Origin of the sequence: Pseudomonas sp. MPB03, from assembly GCF_046605385.1 — a bacterium.
Taxonomy (GTDB): Bacteria; Pseudomonadota; Gammaproteobacteria; order Pseudomonadales; family Pseudomonadaceae; genus Aquipseudomonas; species Aquipseudomonas zanjanensis.
On record NZ_CP176770.1, the window covers coordinates 2,667,619 to 2,693,322 of the forward strand.

26 protein-coding genes and 1 pseudogene are annotated in these 25,704 nt (G+C 62.6%); 6 read left to right on the forward strand and 21 right to left on the reverse strand.

The window, feature by feature from the left end; genetic code table 11:
* Nucleotides 1-147: 147 nt before the first annotated feature.
* The gene (locus ACLH0I_RS11945) at nt 148-690 is read right to left on the reverse strand and encodes a hypothetical protein (RefSeq protein WP_186729690.1); all 543 of its coding nucleotides are present in this window, start codon (nt 688-690) and stop codon (nt 148-150) included.
* Between the two features lie 247 nt (nt 691-937).
* On the reverse strand, nt 938-1,132 hold the full coding sequence (locus ACLH0I_RS11950; RefSeq protein WP_186709262.1) for a hypothetical protein: 195 nt from the start codon (nt 1,130-1,132) through the stop codon (nt 938-940).
* Between the two features lie 109 nt (nt 1,133-1,241).
* Between ACLH0I_RS11950 and ACLH0I_RS11955 the strand changes: the two genes are divergently transcribed.
* Nucleotides 1,242-2,369, forward strand: a complete 1,128-nt coding sequence (locus ACLH0I_RS11955) for a mechanosensitive ion channel family protein (RefSeq protein ID WP_411387169.1) — start codon at nt 1,242-1,244, stop codon at nt 2,367-2,369.
* 12 nt (nt 2,370-2,381) lie between these two features.
* Here ACLH0I_RS11955 and ACLH0I_RS11960 read toward each other — a convergent pair whose 3' ends face one another.
* The 9 genes and pseudogenes from ACLH0I_RS11960 to ACLH0I_RS12000 all read right to left on the reverse strand — a co-directional run.
* Nucleotides 2,382-3,455 (reverse strand): protein-glutamate methylesterase/protein-glutamine glutaminase, encoded by a 1,074-nt coding sequence (locus ACLH0I_RS11960; RefSeq protein ID WP_411387170.1) that lies wholly within the window; start codon nt 3,453-3,455, stop codon nt 2,382-2,384.
* Nucleotides 3,456-3,457: 2 nt separating this feature from the next.
* On the reverse strand, nt 3,458-3,955 hold the full coding sequence (cheD, locus tag ACLH0I_RS11965; protein ID WP_250964943.1) for a chemoreceptor glutamine deamidase CheD: 498 nt from the start codon (nt 3,953-3,955) through the stop codon (nt 3,458-3,460).
* Nucleotides 3,952-4,788: a CheR family methyltransferase gene (locus ACLH0I_RS11970; RefSeq protein ID WP_411387171.1), complete on the reverse strand. Its 837-nt coding sequence runs from the start codon at nt 4,786-4,788 to the stop codon at nt 3,952-3,954. Before ACLH0I_RS11970 ends, cheD begins: the two co-directional genes overlap by 4 nt.
* The gene (locus ACLH0I_RS11975) at nt 4,785-5,321 is read right to left on the reverse strand and encodes a chemotaxis protein CheW (RefSeq protein ID WP_186709271.1); all 537 of its coding nucleotides are present in this window, start codon (nt 5,319-5,321) and stop codon (nt 4,785-4,787) included. The genes ACLH0I_RS11970 and ACLH0I_RS11975 overlap by 4 nt, the downstream gene beginning before the upstream one ends.
* Before the next feature lie 39 nt (nt 5,322-5,360).
* Nucleotides 5,361-7,019 (reverse strand): methyl-accepting chemotaxis protein, encoded by a 1,659-nt coding sequence (locus ACLH0I_RS11980; protein WP_411387172.1) that lies wholly within the window; start codon nt 7,017-7,019, stop codon nt 5,361-5,363.
* A gap of 34 nt (nt 7,020-7,053) precedes the next feature.
* Nucleotides 7,054-9,156, reverse strand: a complete 2,103-nt coding sequence (locus tag ACLH0I_RS11985; RefSeq protein WP_411387173.1) for a chemotaxis protein CheA — start codon at nt 9,154-9,156, stop codon at nt 7,054-7,056.
* A 36-nt stretch (nt 9,157-9,192) separates the two neighbouring features.
* Nucleotides 9,193-9,477, reverse strand: a complete 285-nt coding sequence (locus ACLH0I_RS11990; RefSeq protein WP_186709274.1) for a lipid asymmetry maintenance protein MlaB — start codon at nt 9,475-9,477, stop codon at nt 9,193-9,195.
* 15 nt (nt 9,478-9,492) lie between these two features.
* Nucleotides 9,493-9,861: a response regulator gene (locus ACLH0I_RS11995; protein ID WP_186709275.1), complete on the reverse strand. Its 369-nt coding sequence runs from the start codon at nt 9,859-9,861 to the stop codon at nt 9,493-9,495.
* Between the two features lie 11 nt (nt 9,862-9,872).
* Nucleotides 9,873-10,814, reverse strand: a pseudogene (locus tag ACLH0I_RS12000) (methyl-accepting chemotaxis protein); the annotation flags it as partial.
* A gap of 809 nt (nt 10,815-11,623) precedes the next feature.
* Here ACLH0I_RS12000 and ACLH0I_RS12005 point away from each other — a divergent pair.
* Together ACLH0I_RS12005 and ACLH0I_RS12010 are read left to right on the forward strand one after the other, a co-directional pair.
* Nucleotides 11,624-12,970, forward strand: coding sequence for an MATE family efflux transporter (locus ACLH0I_RS12005; RefSeq protein WP_411387174.1), 1,347 nt, complete (start codon nt 11,624-11,626; stop codon nt 12,968-12,970).
* A 171-nt stretch (nt 12,971-13,141) separates the two neighbouring features.
* A complete protein-coding gene (locus ACLH0I_RS12010) occupies nt 13,142-13,801 on the forward strand; it encodes an HAD family hydrolase (RefSeq protein WP_411387175.1) in 660 nt (219 codons plus the stop codon).
* Between the two features lie 264 nt (nt 13,802-14,065).
* Here the strand turns inward: ACLH0I_RS12010 and ppnN are convergent, their stop codons facing one another.
* Nucleotides 14,066-15,439 (reverse strand): nucleotide 5'-monophosphate nucleosidase PpnN, encoded by a 1,374-nt coding sequence (gene ppnN / locus ACLH0I_RS12015; protein WP_053122984.1) that lies wholly within the window; start codon nt 15,437-15,439, stop codon nt 14,066-14,068.
* A gap of 217 nt (nt 15,440-15,656) precedes the next feature.
* Between ppnN and ACLH0I_RS12020 the strand changes: the two genes are divergently transcribed.
* On the forward strand, nt 15,657-16,190 hold the full coding sequence (locus ACLH0I_RS12020; protein WP_411387176.1) for a DUF3087 family protein: 534 nt from the start codon (nt 15,657-15,659) through the stop codon (nt 16,188-16,190).
* Between the two features lie 106 nt (nt 16,191-16,296).
* Nucleotides 16,297-17,052, forward strand: a complete 756-nt coding sequence (locus ACLH0I_RS12025) for an OBAP family protein (RefSeq protein ID WP_411387177.1) — start codon at nt 16,297-16,299, stop codon at nt 17,050-17,052.
* A 202-nt stretch (nt 17,053-17,254) separates the two neighbouring features.
* Here ACLH0I_RS12025 and ACLH0I_RS12030 read toward each other — a convergent pair whose 3' ends face one another.
* The 8 genes from ACLH0I_RS12030 to ACLH0I_RS12065 all read right to left on the reverse strand — a co-directional run bounded on the left by ACLH0I_RS12030 (nt 17,255) and on the right by ACLH0I_RS12065 (nt 23,959).
* Nucleotides 17,255-17,482, reverse strand: coding sequence for a hypothetical protein (locus ACLH0I_RS12030; RefSeq protein WP_250965900.1), 228 nt, complete (start codon nt 17,480-17,482; stop codon nt 17,255-17,257).
* A gap of 63 nt (nt 17,483-17,545) precedes the next feature.
* Entirely contained in the window at nt 17,546-17,725 is a 180-nt protein-coding gene (locus tag ACLH0I_RS12035; RefSeq protein WP_082343568.1) for a general stress protein, read from the reverse strand.
* A 223-nt stretch (nt 17,726-17,948) separates the two neighbouring features.
* Nucleotides 17,949-18,512: an ATP-dependent Clp protease proteolytic subunit gene (locus tag ACLH0I_RS12040; protein ID WP_250965899.1), complete on the reverse strand. Its 564-nt coding sequence runs from the start codon at nt 18,510-18,512 to the stop codon at nt 17,949-17,951.
* Nucleotides 18,513-18,630: 118 nt separating this feature from the next.
* Nucleotides 18,631-19,686, reverse strand: coding sequence for a DNA topoisomerase IB (locus tag ACLH0I_RS12045; protein ID WP_411387178.1), 1,056 nt, complete (start codon nt 19,684-19,686; stop codon nt 18,631-18,633).
* Between the two features lie 206 nt (nt 19,687-19,892).
* A complete protein-coding gene (gene modC, locus ACLH0I_RS12050) occupies nt 19,893-20,972 on the reverse strand; it encodes a molybdenum ABC transporter ATP-binding protein (RefSeq protein WP_411387179.1) in 1,080 nt (359 codons plus the stop codon).
* Between the two features lie 3 nt (nt 20,973-20,975).
* Entirely contained in the window at nt 20,976-21,656 is a 681-nt protein-coding gene (gene modB / locus ACLH0I_RS12055) for a molybdate ABC transporter permease subunit (RefSeq protein WP_186729699.1), read from the reverse strand.
* Nucleotides 21,657-22,409: a molybdate ABC transporter substrate-binding protein gene (gene modA / locus ACLH0I_RS12060; protein ID WP_411387180.1), complete on the reverse strand. Its 753-nt coding sequence runs from the start codon at nt 22,407-22,409 to the stop codon at nt 21,657-21,659.
* Nucleotides 22,410-22,888: 479 nt separating this feature from the next.
* Nucleotides 22,889-23,959: an NAD(P)H-dependent flavin oxidoreductase gene (locus ACLH0I_RS12065; RefSeq protein ID WP_411387181.1), complete on the reverse strand. Its 1,071-nt coding sequence runs from the start codon at nt 23,957-23,959 to the stop codon at nt 22,889-22,891.
* A 149-nt stretch (nt 23,960-24,108) separates the two neighbouring features.
* Between ACLH0I_RS12065 and ACLH0I_RS12070 the strand changes: the two genes are divergently transcribed.
* Entirely contained in the window at nt 24,109-24,597 is a 489-nt protein-coding gene (locus ACLH0I_RS12070; RefSeq protein WP_411387182.1) for a GyrI-like domain-containing protein, read from the forward strand.
* Here ACLH0I_RS12070 and ada read toward each other — a convergent pair.
* The gene (gene ada / locus ACLH0I_RS12075; protein WP_411387183.1) at nt 24,561-25,634 is read right to left on the reverse strand and encodes a bifunctional DNA-binding transcriptional regulator/O6-methylguanine-DNA methyltransferase Ada; all 1,074 of its coding nucleotides are present in this window, start codon (nt 25,632-25,634) and stop codon (nt 24,561-24,563) included. The two genes, ACLH0I_RS12070 and ada, sit on opposite strands and share 37 nt — an antisense overlap.
* Nucleotides 25,635-25,704: the final 70 nt, after the last annotated feature.

The window sequence follows — 25,704 nt, forward strand, 5'->3', positions numbered from 1 at the left end:
CCCCCAGTGGTGGCGGGCCCTTGAAAACGAGCTCAGGCGGCGCGTCGAGCAGGGCGGTTTTTAGCGGGTCCGGCTCTGAGCCGTACTCGCAAGCCGTTAGCGTGCACATGGCGAGAACCAGGCACGCTTGCCAAACACCCTGCGGCATTACTTCTTGACCGGGTAATCCTCCCCCCACATCCGCACCGTGCTGACCGCCTCGTTCATGCCTTCGAACACGAACTTCTGGCGCACGGCGGTCTTCGGCGGGATGGTGACTTCGTCCGGGTTGTCCAGGCCGGTGAGGCGGTTGGAGTAGCCCGCCTGGTCAATGGCCAGCAGCACGCCGGTCTGGCCGAGGTTGACCACGCGCAGTTGGGTGTCGGTGCTGTTCTTGAAACCGAGGGTAATGCTGACGTTTTCGTCGCTGGGTTCGAGCTTTAACACTTCAACGGCGATGCGGTCTTTCATTTGTTCGCCGGAGGAAATGATCGCGGCGCCATCGGTGCCTTGGGCTGATTCGCGGCCATCGAGCACACCTTCGCTGACGCCGCCCAGCAGGTTCTTGCCGGCGGTAATGAACGTTGAAACGGCGGCCTTGGTCGAGTCCTTGATGAGGCTGCCGTCGGTTGGCTCGCCTTCGGCAAAGCACAGGGAGCTGAGCAGGAGGCTGGAGACGAAGAGGGTGGTGCGTGACGGCAGAAAAGTCATACCTGGATCCTTGAGGGTGGCCTGCGACATCGCCTGTCAGAAGGGCGAGCGGCAATCATAGCCGTGATCGAGGACCGTTAGCGATTTACCTGCTTGAGTTTGCGGTCGTGCGCGGCGGCCCAGTCTCGGGTTAATCGCATTGAGCAAGCCCTGTGCTGGCCTGGGGTGCGCGTCTGATCCGTACTTTCCTGCCTCAGGTGCCTCTGTAACGCGGCCAGTCCCCACCCCAGAATAACCACCCGTTGGCCTATCGGACGGCCCGTGTACTGCAATTTCTTGATTCAGGAGTGCTCATGGCGAAGATGGCGATTTTTTTAGGTGGGTTTTTGGCACTGACGCTTTTGATCGGCGTACTGGCGACGATTTCGCCGGTATAGGCAAGGTGGTTGGCGCTTTTTCCTGGCGACGACGTGACGATTTCATTGAACACTGCGGTGCCCATAACGACTAATCCCCAACAGGCCACTTGATTTGCGCAAGGGATCAAGCGGCGTTTGACCTGGCGCGGCTCCATCACTCATGCGTAGCCGCAGGACTCCAAGGGTGGGGCGATGATTGAGGGTTTCGAGGCGTTTTTCACGGGGTACATGATTCTAGGTATTTCACTGGCTAGCTGGATCTTTGCATGTTGTGCGGCTGTGCTCAGCTACGTGCTTGCGAAAACCGCGATCCGGTTTGTGTTCAGGAGAATCCAGGCGAGGGCGAAGGCGGGCAATGGTCATCTCAGCTACATTGCCAGCCAAGTGCTCTCAGCGACCAGTAACACGCTGCTGTTATTGGCGTCGATTCTGGTCGGTATAGGCATCCTTGATTTGCCTGAACGTTGGCTCAGTCGCGTCAGCAGCCTTTGGTTCGTGGTGGCGGCGTTGCAGGTCGGCTTATGGACGAACCGAGCGTTGGCGCTGTTGCTGCATCGCTATTTCTCGGTCCATGGTGCGAACGGGACATTCCAGGCAAGTGCCTTGGCGACCCTGAGCCTCTGGGGCGCACGGGTGCTCCTGTGGGCGGTGATCTTGCTCGCGATGCTCTCGAACGTTGGCGTTAATATCACGGCCTTCGTGGCGAGCCTCGGCGTGGGTGGTATCGCTGTGGCACTGGCGGTGCAGAATATTCTTGGCGATGTGTTCGCCTCGCTGTCGATCGCCGTTGACAAGCCATTCGAGGTGGGCGACTTCATCGTGGTGGGTTCGCTCGCCGGTACGGTGGAGCACGTTGGCCTGAAAACCACCCGGATACGAAGCCTGGGGGGCGAGCAAATCGTCATGGCCAACGCCGATATGATCGGCAGCACGATCCAGAACTACAAGCGGCTGCAGGAGCGTCGGATCGTCTTCGAGTTTCGCCTGACTTATGAGTGCTCCACCGAACAGATCAGGCAGATCACGCAACGGGTTGAAGCGATCATCAGGAATGAAGACAAAGCCCGGTTCGACCGGTGTCATTTCAGAAGTTTTGGCGAGAGCGCCCTGGAATTCGAGACGGTGTATATCGTTCTGGACGCCAGTTACAACGTCTACATGGACGTCCAGCAACGGATCAACCTGGCGATAATGGAAGCGGTTGCAGCGCTCGACACGCAGTTTGCGTTCCCGTCACGCATGGTCCATGTCGCTTCATTGCCCGAGTCTGCGGCGCTGCGCCCGGTCACACAGCGTTCGTCGCGTGCCGGGCATGCTTGATTCACTCCCTGGCTATCGATGCAAGATTACCTGGGCAATCTCCTGTAACCCCATCACCCGTTGCGCGGCATTGAGCTTGATCGCTTCCTTGGGCATGCCGAAGACCACGCAGCTGGCTTCGTCCTGGGCCACGGTGCTGGCGCCGGCGTCGAGCATTTCCTTCAGGCCGCGGGCGCCGTCGTCGCCCATGCCGGTCATGATGATGCCGGTAGCGTTGCGGCCGGCGAACTTGGCCACGGAGCGAAACAGCACATCCACCGAGGGCCGATGGCGGTTGACCAGCGGGCCGTCCACCACTTGCACGTGATAGAACGCGCCACTGCGGGTCACCATCATGTGTTTGCCGCCCGGGGCGATGAGCGCCAGGCCCGGATGGATGCGGTCGTTGTTGCGGGCTTCGCGCACTTCGATCTGGCACAGGCTGTTGAGCCGGGCCGCGAACGAAGCGGTGAATTTTTCCGGCATGTGCTGGACGATGACGATGCCTGGGCACACCCGGGGCAGGGCGGTGAGCACCGCTTCCAGGGCCTGGGTGCCACCGGTGGAGGTGCCCAGGGCGACGATGCGTTCGGTGGTCTGCGCCATGGCGTGGCCGTTGGCGGCGGGCAGCATGGCGTCTGCCGTGAGTTTGGTCGCTGGCGTCAACGCCGCCGGGGCCGGGCGCTTGCCCAGGTTGCGCACGTTGACCTGGGCCGCGGCGCGGATCGCCGAGACCAGTTCCGGCGCTGATTCCAACAGAAAGTTTTTCAGCCCGGTGGTGGGCTTGGTGATGATTTCCACCGCGCCAGCCGCCATCGCTTGCAAGGTGGTTTCCGCACCCCGGGGCGTCAGGGACGAGCAGATCACCACGGGCGTGGGCCGCTCGCTCATGATTTTTTTCAGGAAGGTGATGCCGTCCATGCGCGGCATTTCCACGTCCAGCACGATCACGTCGGGCCATTCCTTGGCCAGTTTGTCCATGGCGAAAATCGGGTCGGACGCCGCGCCCATGACGTGGATGTCCGGCGTGTCGCTGAGGATCGCCAGCAACACCTGGCGAACCACGGCAGAGTCATCCACCAGCAGTACATTGATCTTTTTTGACATGGTCAGTGCCGGGTCCTTATGGGTTGGTGCCTGACCCACACATCGCCACTGCACAGGTCGAAGATGATGCTGCGGTGGCCGGTGCTGCCCATGTCCTGGGCGATCAGGTCGAGGCGATAGAGGGCGGCCATTTCCAGCGCGGCGTTGACGTTCAGCCGCGCCACATCGCCGTAGGGCACATGGCGCTGCAGCTCGGGGAACATCTCGCCGCCGCCGAACAGCTTGAGTTGGTAATCCTCGGGGTCGGTGTGGTGCGCCCGGGCCTGGAGGATGAACAGTTCGATGGCCTCGTCGGCGTAGAGGCCGTTCAGTGCGGTGGAGCAGCGCACCCGACTGGGCAACATGAAGTGGCACATGCCGCCGATCCGGCGCTCGGGATGCCACAGCGTGATCGCCACGCAAGAACCGAGGATCGTGCGCAGGCGGGTCGGACAGGTGGCGAAGCGGAATTCCCCCGGCGCCAGGTACACCTCGGCTACGTCCCTGATGGCGGCGCTCATGGTTTGCGGTAGATCGAGGGCGCCACCAGTTTCAACGCATCGGACACACCGTTGAGGCTTTCCGAGTGGCTGACGATGAAATAGCCGCCGGGCTTGAGCCGCGGCAGCAGGCGGGCAACCACTTTGCTTTTGGTGGGTTGGTCGAAATAGATCATGACGTTGCGCAGGAAGATCACGTCGAACTCCCCCAGCTCCGGCAAGGTGTCGTTGAGGTTGACCTGGATGAAGTTGACCCGGTTGCGCAACGCCCGGTCGATGAGGAACGTGCCTTGCTGGCTGCCGGTGCCCTTGAGGCAGTATTTCACCAGCAACGGCTGGGGCAGGGTGCGGGCGCGTTCCATCGGGTAGTGCCCGGAGCGCGCCTTGGCCAGCACCTGGCTGCTGATGTCCGAACCGATGACTTCCCAAGGCGTGGTGCCCAGCCCTTCGGCGAGGGTCATGGCCAGGCTGTAGGGTTCTTCCCCCGATGAGCTGGCCGCGCTCCACAAGCGGAAGGTCTTGCCGGGCGTGGCGTGGGGCAGTACGTGTTGGCGCAGGAAGTCGAAATGCTTGGGCTCGCGGAAAAAGTAGGTCTCGTTGGTCGTCAGCAGGTCCAGCGCCACCTGCAATTCATCGGTGCGCTGGCCGTTCATGATCAACTTGAAATACTCGCCGTAGCTGTCCAGCCCATAGTGCTTGAGGCGCTTGAACAAACGCCCGGCCACCAGGGCTTTCTTGGCCTCGGACAAGCTGATGCCCGCGGCTTGGTACAGCCAGGACTGGAACTGGCCGAACTCTCGGTCGGTGAGCGCCTGAGCGTTCAGCGTGCGTTCCTTGCAGGTATCGGCGTTCACGGGGCATCCACTTCCAGCGCGTTCGGGCTGGCTTCGGCGAGTTGGGACATTTCGTCGATGGACAGTACGCGGTCCACCTCCAGCACGATGACGAACTTGCCATCGACCTTGGCCATGCCACTGATGAAGTCGGCACGGATCTTCGCACCGAAGCTCGGTGGCGGCTCGATCTGCGAGGCCGGGATTTCCAGCACCGCCGACACCGTGTCCACCAGCAAGCCGATGTCCTGGGCGAGGCCGTCGGCGCTGGACGCTTCGATGATCACCACGCACGAACGCCGGCTGATTGCCGAATTCGGCCGGCCGAAACGGGCCGACAAATCCACCACCGGCACCACCGCGCCCCGCAGGTTGATCACCCCGCGCACGAAGGCCGGCATCATCGGCACCACGGTGAGGTTGCCGTATTCGATGATTTCCTTGATGCACAGGATGCCGATCGCAAACATCTCCGTGCCGAGCATGAACGTCAGGTATTGCGCTTCTTCCTCGACCGCGAGGGCGGTTTGACGTGTGGTCGCGATGGCGCCCATTGCCTTTTCTCCTTTAAGCAAGCCTGTGGAACCGGGCCATCAGAACCGGGTGAACTCGGATTCGTCCGGGGCGCTGGCCATGTTGTAGGCAAATGCCTTGGGCATGACCGGTGCCGGCGTCCGGGCCGGTTTGCGGCTGGACGGGCCGGGGGGGTTGTCGATCCGAGCGACCTGGACGGCGGATTTGGGCGGCGTGTCCAAGGTGAAGAAACTCATGGCCTGTTGCAGTTGTTCGGCCTGGCTGCTCATTTCCTCGGCGGTGGCGGCCAGTTCTTCGCTGCTGGAGGCGTTTTGTTGGGTCACCTGGTTGAGCTGGGTCATGGCGGTGTTGATCTGCGCCACGCCGGCAGCCTGTTCTTCGGAGGCGGCGCTGATTTCCTGCACCAGGTCCGAGGTCTTGTTGATGGAGGGGACCATCTCGTTGAGCAGGTTCCCGGCTTTTTCTGCCATGTCGACGCTGCTGGAGGACAGCTCGCCGATTTCCTGGGCAGCCACCTGGCTGCGTTCGGCCAGCTTGCGCACTTCGGCGGCGACCACTGCGAAGCCTTTGCCGTGTTCGCCGGCACGGGCGGCTTCGATGGCGGCGTTGAGCGCCAACAGGTTGGTCTGGTAGGCGATGTCGTCGATGATGCTGATGCGCTGGGCGATTTTCTTCATCGCCACCACGGTCTGCTGCACGGACTCGCCGCCGTCGGTGGCTTCCTTGGCGGCCTTGCTGGCCATGCCGTCAGTCACCTTGGCGTTCTCGGTGTTCTGGTTGATGCTGGCGCTCATCTGCTCGATGGAGGCACTGGTTTCCTCGACGCTGGCCGCCTGTTCGCTGGTGGCCTGGCTCATCGACTGCGCGGTGGCGCTGACTTCTTCGGAGGCGCTGGCCAGGTTGTCCGCGGCGTTACGCACTTCGCCGATGATGTGCGAGAGCTTGCCGACCATGTTCTGCATGGCGTTGAGCACCATGCCGGTTTCGTCCTTGGAGCCGCCTTCGATTTTTGCGTTCAGGTTGCCTTCGGCCAATTGTTCGGCGACAACCGCCGCCTGTTTCAACGGACGGGAGATGATGCGCGAGATGAACAGCGCCAGGCCCAGGCCCACCAGCAGGGCGGCAACCAGCACGGCGATGATCGACAGGCGTGCGTTTTCATACAGCTTGGTGCCGTGTGCACTGGCGACATCAGCGCCAGCCGCGTTGAGCTCGACCAGTTTTTGCAGGTCGCCGGTCACCAGGTCGAACCGACGCTTGGACTCGCCCTTGAGCATCGCATTGGCCTGCTCGGCCAGGTTCTGCCGCGACAATGCGAGGAGGTCTTTGCTGACCGCCAGATAAGCAGCCCAGTCGTTGCGGGTGGTGTCGAATACCTGCCGATCTTCAGCGCTGGAGAGCAATTTTTCGTAAGTGTCCAGGCGCGTGTCGAAGGCCTTCTTGGCTTCCTCGGCTTCTTGCTCGAGGGTGATTCGCTCTTGCTCGGAGTCGGCGACAATATGGCGGTTTTCCTTGAGGCGATAGCTCGCCGCATAGAAGCGCATGCCCGAGGCGGCGCGCATGGACGGCATCCAGTTTTCACGGATGTCGAGGGCGGTGTGGTTCACCTGGCCCAGTTGAATGATCGAGAACACCCCCATGACGGCGGTCAGCGCCAGCACCACAAGAAATGAAGTGATCAGTTTGGTGGCGATTCTAAGGTCGTAGAACCATTTCATTGGGAAGTACCTCTCCATGGAGTTGCTAAAAGCGTCAGCGAGCGTTGGCTTGTTGTAATTGAGTCGGGTTGAAGCGGTTTTCGGCCTGGGCGATCTGGGTGAGCAGGGCCGGTACGTCGAGAATCAACGCTACGGCGCCACTGCCCAGGATGGTCGAGCCGCTGATGCCGCGAAGGGCGCCAAACAGCTTGCCCAGCGGCTTGATCACGGTCTGGAATTCACCCAGCAAGTCATCCACCACCAGCCCGGCCTTGAGTTCGGCGTAGCGCACCACCACCACGTTCTGCCGACGTGCGGGCGGGCCTTCATGGTTGAAGTGATCGCGCAGGTAGACCAGGGGCAGCACCTCGCCACGCAGGTCGAGGTAGCCTTGTTCGCGGCTGGCAAGCCCATCGTCTTCGCTCAGTTCGATGCATTCCTGGACCATGTCCAGCGGAATGACATAAGTCGACTGACCGATGCCCACCAGGAATCCATTGATGATCGCCAGGGTCAGCGGCAGGCGGATGCGCACCACGGTGCCCTTGCCGGTTTGGCTGTCGAGGTCGACGGTGCCGCGCAGCAGGGTGATGTTGCGCTTGACCACGTCCATGCCCACGCCACGCCCCGACAGGTTGGTCACGGCCTGGGCGGTGGAGAAGCCGGGTTCGAAAATCAGGTTGTAGATTTCCTGGTCGGTGGGGCTGGCACCCTGGGGCACCAGGCCACGTTCCTGGGCTTTTTCCAGGATCCGGTCACGGTTCAGGCCGGCGCCGTCGTCGGCGATTTCCAGCACGATGCTGCCGGAGTCGTGGTACGCATTGAGGTGCAGGTGCCCCTTGGCCGGTTTGCCGGCGGCCAGGCGGGCCTCGGCGGTTTCAATGCCGTGGTCCATGGCGTTGCGCAGCAGGTGCATGAGCGGGTCGCCGATTTTTTCCACCACGGTCTTGTCCAGCTCGGTCTCGGCGCCGCTGATGATCAGGTCGATGTCCTTGCCCAGCTCCTGGCTGACATCGCGCACCACCCGACGGAAGCGGTTGAAGGTTTCGCCGATGGGGATCATGCGCAGGCGCAGGGCGCCGTCGAGGATTTCTTCCACCAGCCCGGAGACGGACGAGGTGGCTTCCTGCAACGGGTCGTTGTGGCAGGTGCGGGCCAGCAGGCTCGCACCGGCGCTGGCGATGACCAGTTCGCCCACCAGGTTGATCAACTCGTCGAGCTTGTCGGCATTGACCCGCACGTAGGTGCCGTCCTTGCCCTTGCTGTCGCTGGTCACCGGCTGTTTGTCGGTGGCGATCTGGGCGGGCATGCGCGGGGTCTTGCGCTGGTCGCCGAGCAATTCGCCGGTGGCGACCAACGCGGTGTTTTCCTCGGGCGGCTCCGGCGAGGTCGTGACCAGGCCAGTGTTTCCCTGTGGCGCGGCGGCGTCATCGATGGCAACGATGTCGATTTCGCAGTCTTCCCGGACGAAGTCGAACACTTCGTTGATCGCGCCGTGACTGGCGGCCGAGCGAAACGCGATGTCGAAGCCCAGGTAGCAGGACTCGGCGTCCCAGGCGTCGGCGGCGGGCAGAGCGTCGGTCAGGGTGGCGATGTCGACGATTTCACCCAGGGTTTGCAGGTAGCGCAGGAACGACAGCGGGTCCATGCCGTTGCGGAACACGTCCTGGCCGAAGCGCAGGGAGATGTGCCAGAGGCGCGTTTCGCCGGGTTCGCTGGGGCTGGTTTCAGGGGCTGGCGTCGGGGCCGCGGCGGGCGAGGGCGCCTGGTACTCCTGCAGGATCTGGCACAGCTCCACTTCCCGTTGCAGGGCCGGCGGCGGCAGCGTTCCGCCCTGGTTGGCGGCCACGTTGATCAGTTCCAGCATGTGATCGCTGGACTTGAGCAGCACCGCGATCAGGCCGGCGTCCACCTCGACGCTGCCGTTGCGCAGGCGATCGAGCACGTCTTCGACGATGTGGGTGAAACTGACGATCGGTTCCAGGCCGAACAGCCCGGCCGAGCCCTTGATCGTGTGGGCCGCCCGGAAGATCGCGCCAATGGCGTCATCGTCACCAGGGTCGGTTTCCAGGTGCAGCAGCGACTCTTCCATCGCCTGCAATTGTTCCCGTGCCTCGACGATGAAGGTCTGTTGTGCCTGATCGAGATTGATGCTCACGCTCATATCCTTTGTCGTGTCCGACGTATTGCAGTCCTAGGCAACCAGGTTGCACAGGGCAAGTGTTTCCGTGACGGCCTTGCTTTGGCCGGTCAGGCTCAGTTGAGTCCCGGCCCTGGAGGCCTCGCGCTGTACCATCAACAGCAGTTGCAGACCGGCGCCGTCCATCTCGGTGATCTGCGACAGATCCAGGGCCATCCGCGGTGTTGCGCCCAGGTGCGGCAACCATTGCGCGGCCAGTTCGGCCGCGGTGTAGATCGTCAGCTCGCCGTCGATGTGCACCTGGGCGGTGTCATCGGTTGTTTCGTAGTGCAACGGCATCTAAGCCTCCGGCCATCAAGGAAGAATCAGCTTGGAGACCGCCGCCAGCATCTGCGCCGGCTGGAACGGCTTGACCACCCAGGCTTTGGCCCCAGCGGCCTGGCCTTCCTGTTTCTTCGATTCCTGGGATTCGGTGGTGAGCATGATGATCGGCGTGAACTTGTAGCTGGCCAGCTTCTTGACCTCCTTGACGAAGGTGATGCCGTCCATGTTGGGCATGTTCACGTCGCTGATGATCAGGTGCACTTTCTGGCCGTTGAGCTTGCCCAGGGCGTCCCTGCCATCGCTGGCTTCGATCACGTCATAGCCGGCACTTTTCAACGCGATGCCGACCACCTGCCGAACGCTCGCGGAGTCGTCGACAACCAATACACTTTTAGCCATGAACGGCTCTCCTAAAAGAAGGTTATTTCCTGTGAAGTCTGTTGCGCGCTCGAGTCGCCGTGGTGATTGCGGCGTTGCTCGTCGGTGGCGTAAGTGGTTTCCATGCGCGCCAGCCATTGGCGGGCGTCGATGGAAACAGCCTGTTCGGGCGACTGACTGGCCTGCTGCAAGTGCACATGCAGGTCCTCGATGTTGTCGCGCACGTGGCTGAGGATCTGGCTGACCCGGTCCTGGAATTGCAGGCTGACCAGCACCTCGGTGAGTTCATCGCGGATGCCGAAGCTTTCCCGTTGCAGCATGTCGGCCGAGTCGGCCAGCCGGCCAGTGACACTCTTGAAGCGCTCCAGCACCTGCTGGATGCTCTGCTCGGAGGCGCTGACGGAATGGCTGTCCTGGTCGGCACCGCTGGACGCGGCATGGACCAGTTGGGTGATGGCGGTGTTGATGATGTCGACCTTGGCCGACATCTGCTGGCCGGTCTCGCTGGACTTGCTCGAAAGACTGCGCACGGCGTCGGCCACCACGGCAAAGCCACGCCCGGCTTCGCCGGCACGGGCGGCTTCAATGGCGGCGTTGAGGGCCAGCAGGTTGGTCTGCGCGGCAATCGCCGCGACGTCGGCGGCCATGGTCCGCAGCTCGCCGGTATAAGCCGTCAGGTTGCGCACCTGGGCCAGGGTTTCGTCGCGGCTGGCCTGGGTGGCCTTCAGGGAATCGATGACCTTGACCAGTTCGCCTTCGCTCTGGGCCAGCACCTGCACGGCACCGCCGTTGCTCTGGCCGGCCAGTTCACCGGCGGCCAGTTGCGAGGCTTGCACGGTGTCTTCCAGGCGTGACGAAATGCCGGTGAAGCGGCTGGTCAGGGAGACGATCGCGGTTTCGGTCTGCTGCCGGGAGCTTTCGACTTGCTTGGCCCAGATCGGCATGGCACCGAGAATGACTTCGTTGAATTGTGCGTGGGTTTTATGAGCCTGGTGCTCGCTGCCTTGCAGGTCGTGGTCGGCCATGGCGGCGGCGAGGGCGCTGTCGAACTGCTGGCGTTGCGAGCGTGCAGCCCACACGCCAACCCCGGTGCCCAAGGCCAGGATCGCCACGCTCAAGCCGATGTTCGATGCACTCGCGCCATTGAGCGCGAGCACGCCAACGCTCGCGGCAATGGCCACCAGCACGGCACTCCAGAGGATGCGCGGTTGTGGTTGGGAAAGGGAATGACCGTGAGAATACGACGTCATGGTTCGGTCCTTGAACAGTGTTGCTAACAGGTTATTTGCGAATAACTGGTTATCTGCGACCCTTACTCGGACTTTAAGACCGGCTGTCCGATTCCGGTATTGCGGTAGGCATTGGCCTACCCAGTACGTGGCACTGTGCCTTCAGATTAGACGCAGTCTGGGAAATGTCGAATGGCCCCGACGAAGGTATAAGTCGCGTGGCGGGAAGTACGCGCAGAGGGGCTTTTGTGGCGAGGGAGATGGCTTAAGGGGCCTTTGTGGCGAGGGAGCTTGCTCCCGCTGGAGCGCGAAGCGGTCCCAAAAGCGGCTGGCGAGGTCAGCCTGATACACGGCGTGTCCAGGTTTCGGGGCCGCTGCGCAGCCCAGCGGGAGCAAGCTCCCTCGCCACAAGAGCTACAGAGCCACAAGAGCCACAGAGCCACAAGAGCCACAAGAGCCATAAGAGCCGCCTGCGCCGAATCTTCTGAAACGAGTTGTATGGATTGAGCTAAATTACCGGCACCCGGATTTTCAAACCTGCCATCAGAGCTCCCATGCCCACCCAGCCTCTCTGGAAAACCTATCTCCTGTTCCTGCTTCCCATGGTCCTGTCCAACTTCCTGCAGTCCATGTCCGGCACGCTCAACAGCATCTACATCGGCCAGATGCTGGGGACCCAGGCGTTGGCAGCGGTGTCGGGCATGTTTCCCATCGTGTTTTTCTTTATCGCGTTGGTGATCGGCCTGGGCGCGGGGGCCGGGGTGTTGATCGGGCAGGCCTATGGCGCCGGCGAAACCGGCAAGGTGAAGGCGATTGCCGGGGCGACCTTATTGCTGGGGGCGATCATCGGCCTGGCGGCGGCGGTGCTTGGCAGTGTCTTTGCGCGGGAGGCGTTGCAGGGGCTCGGCACGCCGGCCGATGTGCTGGAGGACGCCGTTTCCTATGCCCGGGTCATGCTGTGGATCTTGCCGATGTTGCTGGTATTCGTGCTGTTCACCCAACTGCTGCGCGGGGTGAGCGATACGGTGTCACCGATGTTGGCGCTGCTGGTGTCCACCAGTGTCGGGCTGCTGCTCACGCCGGCGTTGATTCGCGGCTGGCTGGGTTTGCCCCAGATGGGCATCCAGAGCGCGGCATGGGCGGGGCTGGTGGGGACGACGTCGGCGATGCTGATGCTGGCGTGGCGCCTGAATCGTCGCGAGCATGCCCTGGCGCCGGACCGTGCGTTGTTCGCGGCGATGCGCCTGGACAAGGACATCCTTGGCAAAGTGCTGCGCATTGGCCTGCCCACAGGGTTGCAGATGGTGGTGATCTCGTTGTCAGAGTTGGTGATCCTCGCGCTGGTCAATCGCCACGGTTCCGAGGCCACGGCGGCCTACGGCGCGGTGACGCAGATCGTCAACTACGTGCAGTTTCCGGCGCTGTCGATTGCCATCACCGCCTCGATCCTCGGCGCCCAGGCCATCGGTGCCGGACGCCTGGAGCGCCTGGGGCCGATCCTGCGCACGGGGCTGGCGATCAACCTCTGGCTCACCGGTGGGCTGGTGCTGCTGGGCTACCTGTTGTCCCACTGGCTGTTGGGGCTGTTCATCACTGACCCGGCGGCGCGGATCCAGGCCGAACACCTGCTGCATATCATGCTTTGGAGCTTGCTGGTGTTCGGTTTCCAGGCAATCGTTGGCGGCATCATGCGCGCCAGCGGCACGGTGCTGGCGCCGGTCGCCATTTCGATCTTCTGCATCGTCGCCGTGCAAGTGCCGGCGGCGTATCTGCTGGACGCCCGCTTCGGGCTGCAAGGGGTGTGGATGGCGTTTCCGGTGGCTTACCTGAGCATGCTGCTGTTGCAGACGCTGTACTACAAGCGGGTGTGGCAGCATCAGCCGATCGAGCGGTTGGTGTAGCCGATCCAGCACCGGACCCTGTGGGAGCGAGCTTGCTCGCGATGCGTCGGCACATTCAGCATCGATGCAAGCTGACCCACCGCTATCGCGAGCAAGCTCGCTCCCACAACGGTCCAGGGGCATGACGATGTTACAGTGGCCGTCATGCGCCCCTTCATCATTGAGGATCCGATGCCTGTCACTCTGCGCTCCAACATCGCCTACCGCGCCTTCCTGTTCGACATGGACGGCACGCTGCTCAATTCCATCGCCGCCGCCGAACGGATCTGGACACGCTGGGCCCTGAGCCATGGCGTGGACGTGGCGACGTTCCTGCCGACCATCCATGGCGTGCGCGCCATCGACACCATTGCCCGCCAGCACCTGCCGGGAGTGGATGCCGAGGCGCAGGCCGAGCAGATTACCCAGGAAGAAATCGAAGACGTCGAAGGGGTGGTGCAAGTGCCCGGTGCGCTGGCGTTCCTGGAAAGCCTGCCGCCGGAGCGCTGGGCAATCGTCACCTCCGCGCCCATGGCGTTGGCCTTGCGTCGCATGGAAGCGGCGGGCATCCCCCGTCCCGCCGTGATGGTCACCGCCGAAGACGTCAGCGACGGCAAGCCCAACCCTACCTGCTATCGCCTGGCTGCCGAACGCCTGCACGTGGCGCCCCAGGAGTGCCTGGTCTTTGAAGACGCCGAGGCCGGGATCCGGGCAGGCGAGGCCGCCGGGGCTGACGTCCTGGTGGTGACGGCAACGCACACGCACCCAGTGGTGACCCTTCATCCGCAGATCAAGGATTACCTCGGGCTAGGCCTTGAAGTGGATGACGCCGGGCTGATGCGGATTCTGTAACCACAGCTGATCCCCTGTGGGAGCGAGCTTGCTCGCGATAGCGGTGGGTCAGCTTGCATCAGTGCTGAATGTGCCGACGCCTTCGCGAGCAAGCTCGCTCCCACAGTTTTTTGAGTCGCCCACAGGCATCGCAGCCCCCACAAATCCCCCTGTGGGAGCGAGCTTGCTCGCGATAGCGGTGGGTCAGCCTGCATCGATGTTGGATGTGCCGACGCCTTCGCGAGCAAGCTCGCTCCCACATGGGATCTGCGCTGCTTGGATAGATCAGGTCACCACGCGATAGCACGGCACATACGCCGCGCCGCCCGGCAGTTTCATGCGGTGCTGGGCGACGAAGGCCTGGAGCAGGCGGTCGAGGGGTTCCATGATGGCGGGATCGCCGTGGATTTCGTAAGGGCCGTGTTCCTCGATCAGGCGGATGCCCTTGTCCTTGACGTTACCAGCCACGATCCCCGAAAACGCCCGGCGCAGATTGGCGGCCAGTTCGTGGGCCGGCAGGTCGCGGCTCAGGCCCAGGCTGGCCATGTTGGCGTGGGTCGGGTCGAACGGGCGCTGGAAGCCCTCGTCGATCTTCAGCAGCCAGTTGAAGTGGAAGGCGTCGTTGCGTTCGCGGCGGAATTGCTTGACCTCCTTGAGCCCCTGGGTCATCTGCCGGGCCACTTCGGCCGGGTCGTCGATGATGATCTGATAGTGCTTCTGCGCCGCCTCGCCCAGGGTGGCACCGACAAACGCGTGCAATTGGTCGAGGTACGGCGCGGCGCTTTTCGGCCCGGTGAGCACCACTGGGAAGGGCAGGTCCTGGTTGGCCGGGTGCATCAGGATGCCCAGCAGGTAGAGGAACTCTTCCGCCGTGCCGGCGCCGCCCGGGAAGATGATGATGCCGTGGCCGACCCGCACGAAGGCTTCCAGGCGTTTCTCGATGTCCGGCAGGATCACCAGCTCATTGACGATCGGGTTCGGTGCCTCGGCGGCGATGATGCCCGGCTCCGTCAGGCCCAGGTAGCGCCCGCCATGGATGCGCTGCTTGGCGTGGGCGATGGTGGCGCCTTTCATCGGGCCTTTCATCACGCCCGGGCCGCAGCCGGTGCAGATGTCCAGGCTGCGCAGGCCCAGTTCGTGGCCGACTTTCTTGGTGTATTTGTATTCTTCGGTATTGATCGAATGGCCGCCCCAGCACACGACAATTTTCGGCTCGACACCCGGGCGCAGGGTGCGGGCGTTGCGCAGCAGGTGGAACACGTAGTCGCTGATGCCCTGGGACGAGCTGAGGTCGATGCGCTGGCTGTCCAGCTCGTTCTCGGTGTAGACGATGTCGCGCAAGGCGCTGAACAGCATCTCGCGGGTGCTGGCGATCATCTCGCCGTCGACGAAGGCGTCGGCTGGCGCGTTCAGCAGCTCCAGGCGCACGCCCCGGTCCTGCTGGTGGATGCGGATCTCGAAGTCCTTGTAGGCTTCCAGGATGGTCTTGGCGTTATCGACATGGGCGCCGGTATTGAGGATGGCCAGGGCGCACTGGCGGAAGAGGTCGTAGATGCTGCCGGAGCCGGCTTCGCTCAGTTGTTGCACTTCGCGCTGGGACAAGGTTTCCAGGCTGCCTTTTGGGCTTACCGAAGCGTTGATTACATGTCTTTGAGTCATTCAGCTTTCCTTGAAAACGATGCCATGCACACAACGACGGCATCTTGAAAAAAACGTCCACACCGAAAGATCGCACGATCCTTGCGCCATCGCCATGGACTTCGATTCTCGCCCGGCAAGTCGGTAGCGATACAAAATGAGCCCCAGCATAGCTAAATCGACCGGGCAGGCGATAATGCGTGACTCTTTTGATGCCGTACAAGGAAATTGCGCCACGATGTTCGAGATCAAACCGTGGAATGGCGACACCTACCGCAGGCAGACCCGCCGCAGCACCCTGATCATCGCGGTGGTGTTCCTGGCCCTGGCGATGTTGCTGTCCAACCTGGCCGTGATGCTGTTGGGTACGCCCGGAGGCGATAACTTTCGCTTCAACCTGGGCGGAGTGATTGTCGCCGTGTTGGCGATGGCGGTGCTGATGCGCCAGTATTTCTGGTCGCAGCCGTGGATGGCCGCCGCGGTGTACGGCTGGCAACTCAAGCGCAGCCTGATGAAAATCACCAACGTCATGCACCAGGTGACGGCCGGTGTGCAGGCCCAGGACCCCGCCGCCATGAAGCTGCTGCGCTTCTATCACCTGGGGCTGGCGCAGATGCATCAGCTGGACGCCAACTCCAGCGCCCAGGGTTCCCTGGCGCGAGAGGCCGACGCGCATCTGGCCAAGATGCAGGCGCTGGGCCTGGACCCTGAACAGTCGCGCCTGGACCCGAGCTGGATCGAGACGGTGAAGCAAATCCATAGCGCCGGTTGATCCCAGAAGTCGCCGAGGCGCGCCATTCGTCGGTAGGCCGCCAGGAAAATCAAACCCGCCCCCGGCACTGTCTTTCTCATGAACAGTCATGAAAAGGAGAGATGACATGCTAGATCGAAGCGTTTATGGCGCCTGGACACTGCTTTGGGCGTCGGCTTTGGGATTGACCGGTTGCGCGGGCGGCACGAGCGGCTCGCCCGTCGATGCGCCGGGCGCTGCGAAGACCCCGACCACTGCGACGCTGGAAACCGGGGCGCGGCTCATGCAGGACAAACCGCCGTTGCGGGCCCTGGACACCTACCTCGATGGTTTTCATTTCTATAACGGGCGGATGTCCGGCCAGATGGAAGCGCATCACTACTGCACAGCGCTGAACGAGGAAGTCTTTCAGTGCGCGATCTTCGACGGCAACACCGCCAGCGCCAAGCTGATGGGCGTCGAGTACATCATCAGCAAGCGTTTGTTCGAAGGGTTGCCAGCCAGTGAAAAACAGCTGTGGCACAGCCATGTGCACGAGGTGAAATCCGGGCAATTGATCGCACCGGGGATCCCCCAGGCCGCGGAAACCCGGCTGATGGAAAACCTGGTCAGCACCTATGGCAAGACCTGGCACACCTGGCACACCGAACAGGGCAACGCACTGCCTTACGGAGTGCCTCAGTTGATGATGGGGTTCACGGCCGATGGGCAGATCAACTCCCGGCTGGTACGCGAGCGGGACGGTCGGATGGGCATCGACAGCGAAGCGAAAAAGCGGGCCCGAGCGGGTATTGAAGCGCCGGCGATCGATCCCGGGGCGGACGCCTGGCAGAAAGGGCAGGTGTGGCAAATCAAGGATCCGACTGGGGATCACACCCATTAAAAGGTTGTCGAAATTCCGCTTTTTTGTGGCGAGGGAGCTTGCTCCCGCTGGGCTGCGCAGAGCCCCATTAACCCTCAGGCGTATCACTGACCGAGTTGAGCAATAGAGGGGGGCTGCTTTGCAGCCCAGCGGGAGCAAGCTCCCTCGCCACGAAGTGTTCGAAGTAATAAAGCGGGATAGGACGCCGCGCAGTTAGTTTGAACTACGGTTGTTTGAAATGCCCCGGCACACCATGTTCTTCTTCGTTGGGCCGGGTTTTTTTCTGAACTTGGACATCGCTGAGTTCAACATCCTTGAGTTCACTGAACGTCGTCCTCAAGAGTGCTTCGGCTTCGTCGGCACTCAATGTCTCGGTGCTTGCCTGCACCACACGATTGTCAGGTTGGTTGTTGCTGATGAAACTGATAATGAATCGATCCTGGTTGCTCATGGGCGGCCTCGGTGCGGTTAAGCGCCAGGGCGCAGCAGTACTGCGCCCCGACGGTTTTCCAGGTTACGATTTCCTGCCGCCGCCATGGCTGCGTTCGCCACCTTTGCGGCCGGCTTCAGAGGCTTTTTCCCGGTCATTTGCAAAATTGCCGCCCGAAGCGTGTCCGCCTTTCTTGCCGGCTTCCGAAGCTTTCTCACGATCATTTGCGAAATTACCTGGGTTCTTGTTTCCGGTGTTAGCCATTTTGAGAATCCTCATTTTGGTTAAAGCGAGCAAAAACTGCCTCGCCTAACTGTGAAAGGAAATTCCCGAGGGAAGTTTAAAGAAAACGTTTCGTTGGCGACGAACGGTAACCAGCTTGTTAAGCATAGGGAAAAAGTTATACAGCCGCTTCGCTTTGAAGTTGTACAAGATTGCCGCTTTTAATTGAAAAGCCAACGAACATGTTATTTGTCAATGCCATTGTTTAATCTTCACCGCCGCTGACTTTCCAATGCTTGGCTTCCGCAGGGAACACTACTTGTTCGACCCGGTGGGCGATGCCAAAGGCCAGGGAATTCTCGGCCGGAATCACTCGTTCCTCGGCGCACAGGCACTTGAAGATATCCAATTGGGTCGCCGCTCCGGCGGTTTCCTTGACGTAGATCTCCACGTACCGCGCCACGTCGTTGTCCAGGCTGGACAGGTACTCGCGCAAGCGTGAATGGTCCACGGATTTCTGGCCGAAATACCAGTTCATCGGATGAATCAGGAAGCGCGAATGCGGGGTGGTGGTGCGGTCGCTGGCGGCCAGGAACATGACGATGCCCATCGACTCGATATTGCCGGCGTTGACTGCACGCACCGGCACCGGAAGGGACTTGATGAAGGTATACAGCGTAAAACCGAAGTTGGTGCTGCCGCCGACGGTGGAGAGGTTGAGCATCAGTGAGTCGGCGCCTTGCTCGATGGCCTCCAGGCAGTTGTCGCGAAAGCGTTCCGTGGTTCCCTGGTCGATCTGGCAATGAAAATGGACGATGTGTTCGGACATCTGAAACTCCTGTCGATTTCACCCTTTTTGAATACCTGCGCAGTGGTCGTGCCCTACAGTTGGGAGTCCGGTTGTCTGCCGATGTTCCACCTCCTTGACTCGCCGCGGGTCCATTGCGTTAACCCGATTGCGCCTGTTCGCAGGCCTCGGCCGTTTGGGTCATACGCTTCAAGAATAGCGCCAGTCCGGCTTCTTCTTCGCTGAGGCCTTTGCGGGCCCGGGGTTTGGGCAAGGCCTTCAGGGCACCGAGCAGGAAACCTTCCACCACTGCGGGGTGGATGTAGCATTTACGACAGACGGTCGGCGTGTTGCCCAGTTGTCGGGAGACCTGCCTGACCATCTCGGTGACGTGTTTCTTGGCTTCGGTCTCGGTTTCCCAATGCAGCGCTCGCAGCCCGGCCAGCGCCGCTGCGCTGCCGGCCCAGGTGCGGTAGTCCTTGGCGGTGAAATCGGCGCCGGTCAGCGTCTTGAGGTAGGCGTTGATATCCGAGGAGCTGATGGAGTGGCGCTCGCCATGTTCGTCCAGGTACTGGAACAGGTTCTGCCCGGGGATCTCCTGGCAGCGCTTGATGATCCGCGCCAGGCGCCGGTCTTTCACGGTGATCTGGTGCTCGACGCCGCTCTTGCCACGGAACTGGAAGGCGATGGCGCTGCCGTTGACCTCGACATGTTTGTTGCGCAGGGTGGTCAGGCCGTAGGAGCGATTGGCGCGAGCGTATTGGGGGTTGCCGACGCGGATCAGGGTCACGTCCAGCAGGGTGATGACCGTGGCCAGCACTTTGTCGCGGCTGAAGCCGGGCGTGGCGAGGATTTCTTCCAGGCGTTTGCGCAAGCGCGGCAGGGCGCGTCCGAACTCCAGCATCCGCGAATACTTGTCCGCATCGCGCACCTCACGCCAGCGCGCATGGTAGCGATACTGCTTGCGCCCGCGGGCATCGCGCCCGGTGGCCTGGAGATGACCACGGGGGTCGGTGCAAATCCAGACATCGGTGTAGGCCGGCGGCACCGCCAGGGCGTTGATGCGCTGGATCTCGGCGGCGTCGGTGATGCGCTGGCCCTGCGGGTCGAAATAACAGAATTTGCCCCGGAGCTTCTTGCGGGTGATGCCCGGGGCCGTGTCATCGACATAATGCAGGTCGGCCGGCAGTGCATCCGGCGGCAGGGTGTCGGGCATGAAAAAAGTCCTTGGCAACGAATCCGGTGGCCTGTGAATTCATTGACCGCAGGCTGTTCTGGTCGTGCCAAGATTTTAAGGTCCCCCCAAACCTGTGGGAGCGGGCTTGCTCGCGAAAGCGGTGGGTCAGCCAGCAAAAGTATTGAATGTGCCGTCGCCTTCGCGAGCAAGCCCGCTCCCACAATAGAGTGGTGTGGCTCGATACCCTAAGCCAACACCGCCACCGCCTTGATCTGTGCCCACAACACCTGCCCAGGGTGCAGCTTCAACTGGTCGCGGGAGTAGCGAGTAATGCGCGCCAGCAGCGGGGTGCCGGCCGCTTCCAGGCGGATCAGCACATGGGCGGCGTTGTCGGCGGCCTGTTCGCTGATCACGGTGGCCGGCAAGCGGTTGAGAATACTGGTCTGGGCATCGTTCGCCAGGCTGAGGCTGACATCCCGGGCCTGGACCTTGAAACGCAGCGATTGGCCGAGGGCCAATGAGGTGTGGGCCACGCGGACGTTCAGTTGGCTGTCGGGCAGATTCAAGGTCAGCAATTGATACGCCGGGTCATAGCCGCTGACCTTGCCTTCGATCACCACTCCGGCGTCATCCCCCAGGGCCAATGGCAGGTCGAGCCGGGCCAGGGTTTCGCCGATGGGGCCGCTGGCCTGGGCGCGACCAGCGTCGAGCAGCACGATGTGATCGGCCAGGCGCGCCACTTCGTCCTGGGAATGGCTGACGTACAGCACCGGGATGTCCAGCTCATCGTGGAGCCGTTGCAGATAAGGCAGTATCTCGTTTTTACGTCGGGTGTCGAGGGCCGCCAGCGGCTCATCCATCAGCAACAGTCGCGGGCTGGTGAGCAAGGCGCGGGCGATGCCCACCCGTTGGCGTTCGCCGCCGGAGAGGTTGTGCGGCTGCCGATCGAGCAAGTGCCCGATGCCCAGCAGGTCGGTGGCCTGGTCCATGTCCACCCGCCGTTGTGCCGGTGCAATGCGCTTGAGGCCGAATGCCAGGTTGGCCCGCACCGACAGATGGGCAAACAGGCTCGCCTCCTGGAACACGTACCCCACGGGACGCTTGTGGGGCGGCACGAACACACCGCGCTCACTGTCCTGCCACACGTGGCCATTGACTTCGATAAACCCCTGGGCCGGCCGTTCCAATCCGGCAATGCAGCGCAGGCAGGTGGTCTTGCCGGAACCGGAAGGCCCATACAAGGCTGTCACGCCACGGCCCGGCAGTTGCACATCCAGGTCCAGGGAAAACGCCCCATGGTCGAGTTGCAAACGCGCGTGAATCATCGATCAGCTCCAGCCAGCGCGGGCTCGGCGGCTGGAGTACAGCGCCAGCAGCACGAGGAATGAAAACACCAGCATCGCCGCCGCCAGCCAGTGGGCCTGGGCATATTCCAGGGCTTCGACATGGTCGTAGATCTGCACTGACACCACCCGGGTTTTCTCCGGGATGTTGCCGCCGATCATCAGCACCACGCCGAATTCGCCAACGGTGTGGGCGAAACCGAGGATCGCCGCGGTGATGAAACCGGGGCGGGCCAGGGGCAGGATGACGCTGAAAAACGTGTCCCAGGGCCCGGCCCGCAAAGTGGCGGCGACTTCCAAGGGGCGACTGCCGATGGCGGCGAAGGCGTTCTGCAACGGCTGCACCACAAACGGCATGGAATAGATCACCGAGCCGATCACCAACCCGGTGAAACTGAAGGTGAGGGTGCCCAACCCGAGGGCTTGGGTGAACTGGCCGATCCAGCCGTTCGGCCCCAACGCCAGCAACAGATAGAAGCCGATCACCGTGGGCGGCAGCACCAAGGGCAATGCCACCACCGCACCCACCGGCCCGCGCAGCCAGGAGCGGGTGCGCGACAGCCACAATGCGATGGGCGTGCCGATGAGCAGCAGGATCACCGTAGTCAATGACGCCAGTTTCAGGGTCAGCCAGATGGCGGCGTAATCGGCGCTGGTCAGGGGCATTTAGCGTTGGTAACCGTAGGTCTGGATGATGGCGGCGGCTTTCGGGCCTTTAAGGTAATCCACCAGGGCGGCGGCGGCGGGGTTGTCCCGGCCTTTGTCGAGGATCACCGCGTCCTGTTTGATCGGATCGTGCAGGTCCGCCGGGACGATCCACGCCGAGCCGCCCGTTACCTTGCCGTCCTTGTACACCTGGGACAAGGCGACGAAGCCCAGTTCAGCGTTACCGGTGGAGACGAACTGATAGGCCTGGGTGATGTTCTGGCCTTCGACCAGTTTGCCTTTGACCTGGGCGGTCAAGCCGAGCTTGTCCAGCACCTGGGTCGCGGCCAGGCCATAGGGAGCGGTTTTCGGGTTGGCGATGGACAGGTGTTGGAAATCGGCGTGCTGGAGGACCTGGCCCTTGTTGTCGACATAACCGGCCTTGGCCGACCACAGCGCCAGGGTGCCGATGGCGTAGGTGAAACGCGAGCCCTTGACGGTGTCGCCTTCGCTTTCGAGCCTGGCCGGGGTGGTGTCGTCGGCGGCGAGGAACACTTCGAACGGCGCGCCGTTCTTGATCTGCGTGTAGAACTGCCCGGTGGCGCCGTACGCTGCGACCAGTTTATGCCCGGTGTCTTTTTCGAAATCGGCGGCGATGGCCTGGATCGGCGCGGTGAAATTGGCAGCGACCGCCACCTGCACCTCGGCGGCCTGGACGGCACCAATCGTCATGAAGGGGATCAACAGCAACGGCGCGAAGCAGGTGAGGCGCATGGGTGAGGCTCCGAGGGTGGGTTCGCTATATACCGGAATATATAGCGAATGGCCGACAAACGGAACGCGGCATTTTGCCTGGGGTGGTGAGGGTGCCAGGGCTGGCCCCATCGCGAGCAGGCTCGCTCCCACACGAGGCCTGGGGTGGAAGCCGGATTCACGTTCACCGCCGAACCCTGTGGGAGCCGAGCTTGCTCGCGATGGCGGTGGATCAGCTTGCATCCCTGTTGAATGTGCTACCGCTATCGCGAGCAAGCTCTGCTCCCACAGGTCCGGCGGTGTATCCAGATTTCCCGGTTGCCCCCTTTTCCCTGTGGGAGCGAGCCTGCTCGCGATGGCGGTGGATCAGCTTGCATCCCTGTTGAATGTGCTACCGCTATCGCGAGCAAGCTCGGCTCCCACAGGTCCGGTGGTGTGTCCAGATTTGCCGGTTGCCCCCTATCCCCTGTGGGAGCGAGCTTGCTCGCGATAGCGCTCGATCAGACATTCGCCCTGTGGAGTCGGGCCAATGCCTCCTCGGCCAACCGCCGCGTCAACTCGGCCGCCGACAACTCGCGGCCCAGAGGGAAGGCCTGGCCGGCCCAGAGGTTGCTGAAGTCTGCTTCGCCCTTGGCCCGCAGCGGCATCAACGCGCCGCCGGCCAGGGGGAACGCTGGGGCCAGCGGACTCATCGGGCCCACTTCGCGCATCACCCGGTTGACGATGCCCCGGGCCGGACGGCCGGTGAACAGGTTGGTGACCGCGGTCTGGCTTTCCTTCGCTGTGCGCAACGCCCGGTGATGGGACGCGCTGATCTTCGCCTCGGGCGTGAACAGATAGGCGCTGCCCAATTGCACCGCCGAGGCACCGAGGGCGAACGCCGCGACAATCCCCCGCGCATCGCCGATGCCACCGGTGGCGATCACTGGCACCTTCACCGCATCCACCACCTGCGGCAACAAGGCAAACAGCCCAACCTGGGTGTTGAGGTCGTCGCTGAGGAACATTCCACGATGCCCCCCGGCTTCATAACCCATGGCGATGATCGCGTCGCAACCGTGCTGTTCAAGCCAGATGGCTTCCTCGACGGTGGTGGCCGAAGAAAGGATTTTCGCCCCGGTGGCCTTGACCCGGTCCAGCAGGGATTTTTCCGGCAGACCGAAATGGAAACTCACCACCTTGGGACGCATCTCCTCCAGCACCCGGCAGGCTGCATCATCGAAAGGCGTGCGGTTGGACACCGGCGTCGGTGCGTCGAAGTCGACGCCCAATTCCTCGTAGTACGGCTTGAGCCGTTGCTTCCAGGCCTCGGCCCGTTGTTCGTCGAAGGCCGGTGGCTGGTGAGAGAAAAAATTCACATTGAATGGTTTGTCGGTCTGCTCGCGGATGGTCGTCAGCGCCTGGCGCAGTTGTTCGACATCGAGCATCGCCGCCGGCATCGAACCCAACCCGCCGGCATTGCAGGTCGCGACCACCATGGCCGGCCCGGTCACCCCGGCCAACGGCCCTTGGATGATGGGCAGCTCGATGCCGAGCAAGTCAAGAATGCGAGTGTCTGGCCACTGGCTCATGTACGGGTCTCCGACGGCAGAAGGAAACAGCGTTTTTAACAGGTGTGGGCCGGCGACGGCCAGTCGAGTTTTTCAATCGAGTGCTCGCCGCTTGATCCCGACGCCGTGAGAGTTACCATGCGGGCTTCATACATCAAGGAGCCTGACCCATGGATGTGAAACTCAAGACTGTCGAACCCTTCACCGTGGCCGGTTTGCAGGTGCGCACCCGCAACACCGACGAGCAGCATCCCGACACGGCGAGGATCGGCCCGATGTGGCAACAATTCTTCACCGAAGGGTTGTTCGACACGATTCCGGCCCGGCAGTCGGAGTCGTTCGTCTACGGTGTCTATTCCAATTACGAGTCCGACGCCACCGGCCACTTCGACGTAACGGCCGGGGTGCAGGTGGATGCCACCAGCGCAGGCTACCCCGCCGTGGACATCGAGGGCGGGGATTACCTGGTGTTTTCGGCCAAGGGACCGATGCCCGATTGCGTGATCCAGACCTGGGGCTTGATCTGGGCGTACTTCGCCGATAACCCGCAGACGCTGCGCCGTTTCACCAGCGATTTCGAGGTCTACAGCGGCCCCGAATCCGTGGCGATCTACATCGGCATTCAATCCCCGGACGAGCGTTCCAGCGCCAGCAATTGACGCTTGCGCTCCACGCCCCAGCGATAGCCCGACAGGTTGCCGTCGCTGCGCACCACCCGGTGGCAAGGAATCGCCACCGCCAGGCTGTTGGCGCCACAGGCCTGGGCCACGGCGCGCACGGCCTTGGGCATGCCGATGCGCTGGGCGATCTCGGCGTAGCTGGCGGTGCTGCCGGCGGGGATGTCCCGCAACGCTTGCCAGACTCGCTCCTGGAAGGCGGTGCCGCGCAGGTCCAAGGGCAGGTCCAGGCCCAAGGCGGGAGCTTCGATGAAGCCCACCACTTGGGCGATCAACTGCTCGAACTCCCGGTCGGCACCGATGAGGTTGGCCCGGCGGAATTTGTCCTGCAGGTCGCGCACCAGCGTATCCGGATCGTCGCCCAGCAGGATCGCGCATACGCCACGCTCGCTTTGCGCCACCAGGATCGCCCCGAGGGAGCACTGGCCGACGGCGAAACGGATGTCGGTATTCTGCCCGGCGGCGCGGTAGTCGGCGGGCTTCATGCCCAACACCTTGTCGGCCGCCTCATAGAAACGGCTGTTGGAATTGAAACCGGCGTCGTACAACGCCTCGGTGATGGTGCCGCCATCGGCCAGGCGTTCGCGGACCTTGCGTGAGCGGTGGGCGGCGGCGTAACCCTTTGGGGTCAAGCCGGTGACGGCCTTGAAGACCCGATGAAAATGGAAGGGACTCAAGCCGGCGCTGTCTGCCAGTTCATTCAGGCCGGGCAGTGCCTCGGCGGCCTCGATCTGCCGGCAGGCCGCCGCGACCCGGGCCGCTTGTTGGGCGGCGACCTGGGTCTGGTCCCGAGCCACGCGCTTGCTGGGCCGGTAGCCGGCGGCCTGGGCCTGTTCCGGCGTGTCGAAGAATTCGACGTTGCGCGGGTTGGGCAGGCGCGACAGGCTGCTGGGGTGGCAGTAGATGCCGGTGGTTTTCACGCCATAGACAAATGTTCCGTCGGCGCGCGGATCGCGGGCGAGCACGGCGGCCCAGCGAGGATCCTGTTCAGCGGCGAGATTGTTTGAAGTGCTGTTCATGGTCGTTATCCATTGGCCCGTTTTGGCTACATTAGCCAGCCTGCGAGAGGGCGACACTCCGGGTCTTGCG

Bases quoted from the DNA above. Each gene is read 5' to 3' on its own strand.
- ACLH0I_RS11945 (WP_186729690.1), bottom strand. From the start codon at position 690: ATGACTTTTCTGCCGTCACGCACCACCCTCTTCGTCTCCAGCCTCCTG.
- ACLH0I_RS11950 (WP_186709262.1), bottom strand. From the start codon at position 1,132: ATGGGCACCGCAGTGTTCAATGAAATCGTCACGTCGTCGCCAGGAAAA.
- ACLH0I_RS11955 (WP_411387169.1), top strand. From the start codon at position 1,242: ATGATTGAGGGTTTCGAGGCGTTTTTCACGGGGTACATGATTCTAGGT.
- ACLH0I_RS11960 (WP_411387170.1), bottom strand. From the start codon at position 3,455: ATGTCAAAAAAGATCAATGTACTGCTGGTGGATGACTCTGCCGTGGTT.
- cheD (WP_250964943.1), bottom strand. From the start codon at position 3,955: ATGAGCGCCGCCATCAGGGACGTAGCCGAGGTGTACCTGGCGCCGGGG.
- ACLH0I_RS11975 (WP_186709271.1), bottom strand. From the start codon at position 5,321: ATGGGCGCCATCGCGACCACACGTCAAACCGCCCTCGCGGTCGAGGAA.
- ACLH0I_RS11980 (WP_411387172.1), bottom strand. From the start codon at position 7,019: ATGAAATGGTTCTACGACCTTAGAATCGCCACCAAACTGATCACTTCA.
- ACLH0I_RS11990 (WP_186709274.1), bottom strand. From the start codon at position 9,477: ATGCCGTTGCACTACGAAACAACCGATGACACCGCCCAGGTGCACATC.
- ACLH0I_RS11995 (WP_186709275.1), bottom strand. From the start codon at position 9,861: ATGGCTAAAAGTGTATTGGTTGTCGACGACTCCGCGAGCGTTCGGCAG.
- ACLH0I_RS12005 (WP_411387174.1), top strand. From the start codon at position 11,624: ATGCCCACCCAGCCTCTCTGGAAAACCTATCTCCTGTTCCTGCTTCCC.
- ACLH0I_RS12010 (WP_411387175.1), top strand. From the start codon at position 13,142: ATGCCTGTCACTCTGCGCTCCAACATCGCCTACCGCGCCTTCCTGTTC.
- ppnN (WP_053122984.1), bottom strand. From the start codon at position 15,439: ATGACTCAAAGACATGTAATCAACGCTTCGGTAAGCCCAAAAGGCAGC.
- ACLH0I_RS12020 (WP_411387176.1), top strand. From the start codon at position 15,657: ATGTTCGAGATCAAACCGTGGAATGGCGACACCTACCGCAGGCAGACC.
- ACLH0I_RS12025 (WP_411387177.1), top strand. From the start codon at position 16,297: ATGCTAGATCGAAGCGTTTATGGCGCCTGGACACTGCTTTGGGCGTCG.
- ACLH0I_RS12030 (WP_250965900.1), bottom strand. From the start codon at position 17,482: ATGAGCAACCAGGATCGATTCATTATCAGTTTCATCAGCAACAACCAA.
- ACLH0I_RS12035 (WP_082343568.1), bottom strand. From the start codon at position 17,725: ATGGCTAACACCGGAAACAAGAACCCAGGTAATTTCGCAAATGATCGT.
- ACLH0I_RS12040 (WP_250965899.1), bottom strand. From the start codon at position 18,512: ATGTCCGAACACATCGTCCATTTTCATTGCCAGATCGACCAGGGAACC.
- ACLH0I_RS12045 (WP_411387178.1), bottom strand. From the start codon at position 19,686: ATGCCCGACACCCTGCCGCCGGATGCACTGCCGGCCGACCTGCATTAT.
- modC (WP_411387179.1), bottom strand. From the start codon at position 20,972: ATGATTCACGCGCGTTTGCAACTCGACCATGGGGCGTTTTCCCTGGAC.
- modB (WP_186729699.1), bottom strand. From the start codon at position 21,656: ATGCCCCTGACCAGCGCCGATTACGCCGCCATCTGGCTGACCCTGAAA.
- modA (WP_411387180.1), bottom strand. From the start codon at position 22,409: ATGCGCCTCACCTGCTTCGCGCCGTTGCTGTTGATCCCCTTCATGACG.
- ACLH0I_RS12065 (WP_411387181.1), bottom strand. From the start codon at position 23,959: ATGAGCCAGTGGCCAGACACTCGCATTCTTGACTTGCTCGGCATCGAG.
- ACLH0I_RS12070 (WP_411387182.1), top strand. From the start codon at position 24,109: ATGGATGTGAAACTCAAGACTGTCGAACCCTTCACCGTGGCCGGTTTG.
- ada (WP_411387183.1), bottom strand. From the start codon at position 25,634: ATGAACAGCACTTCAAACAATCTCGCCGCTGAACAGGATCCTCGCTGG.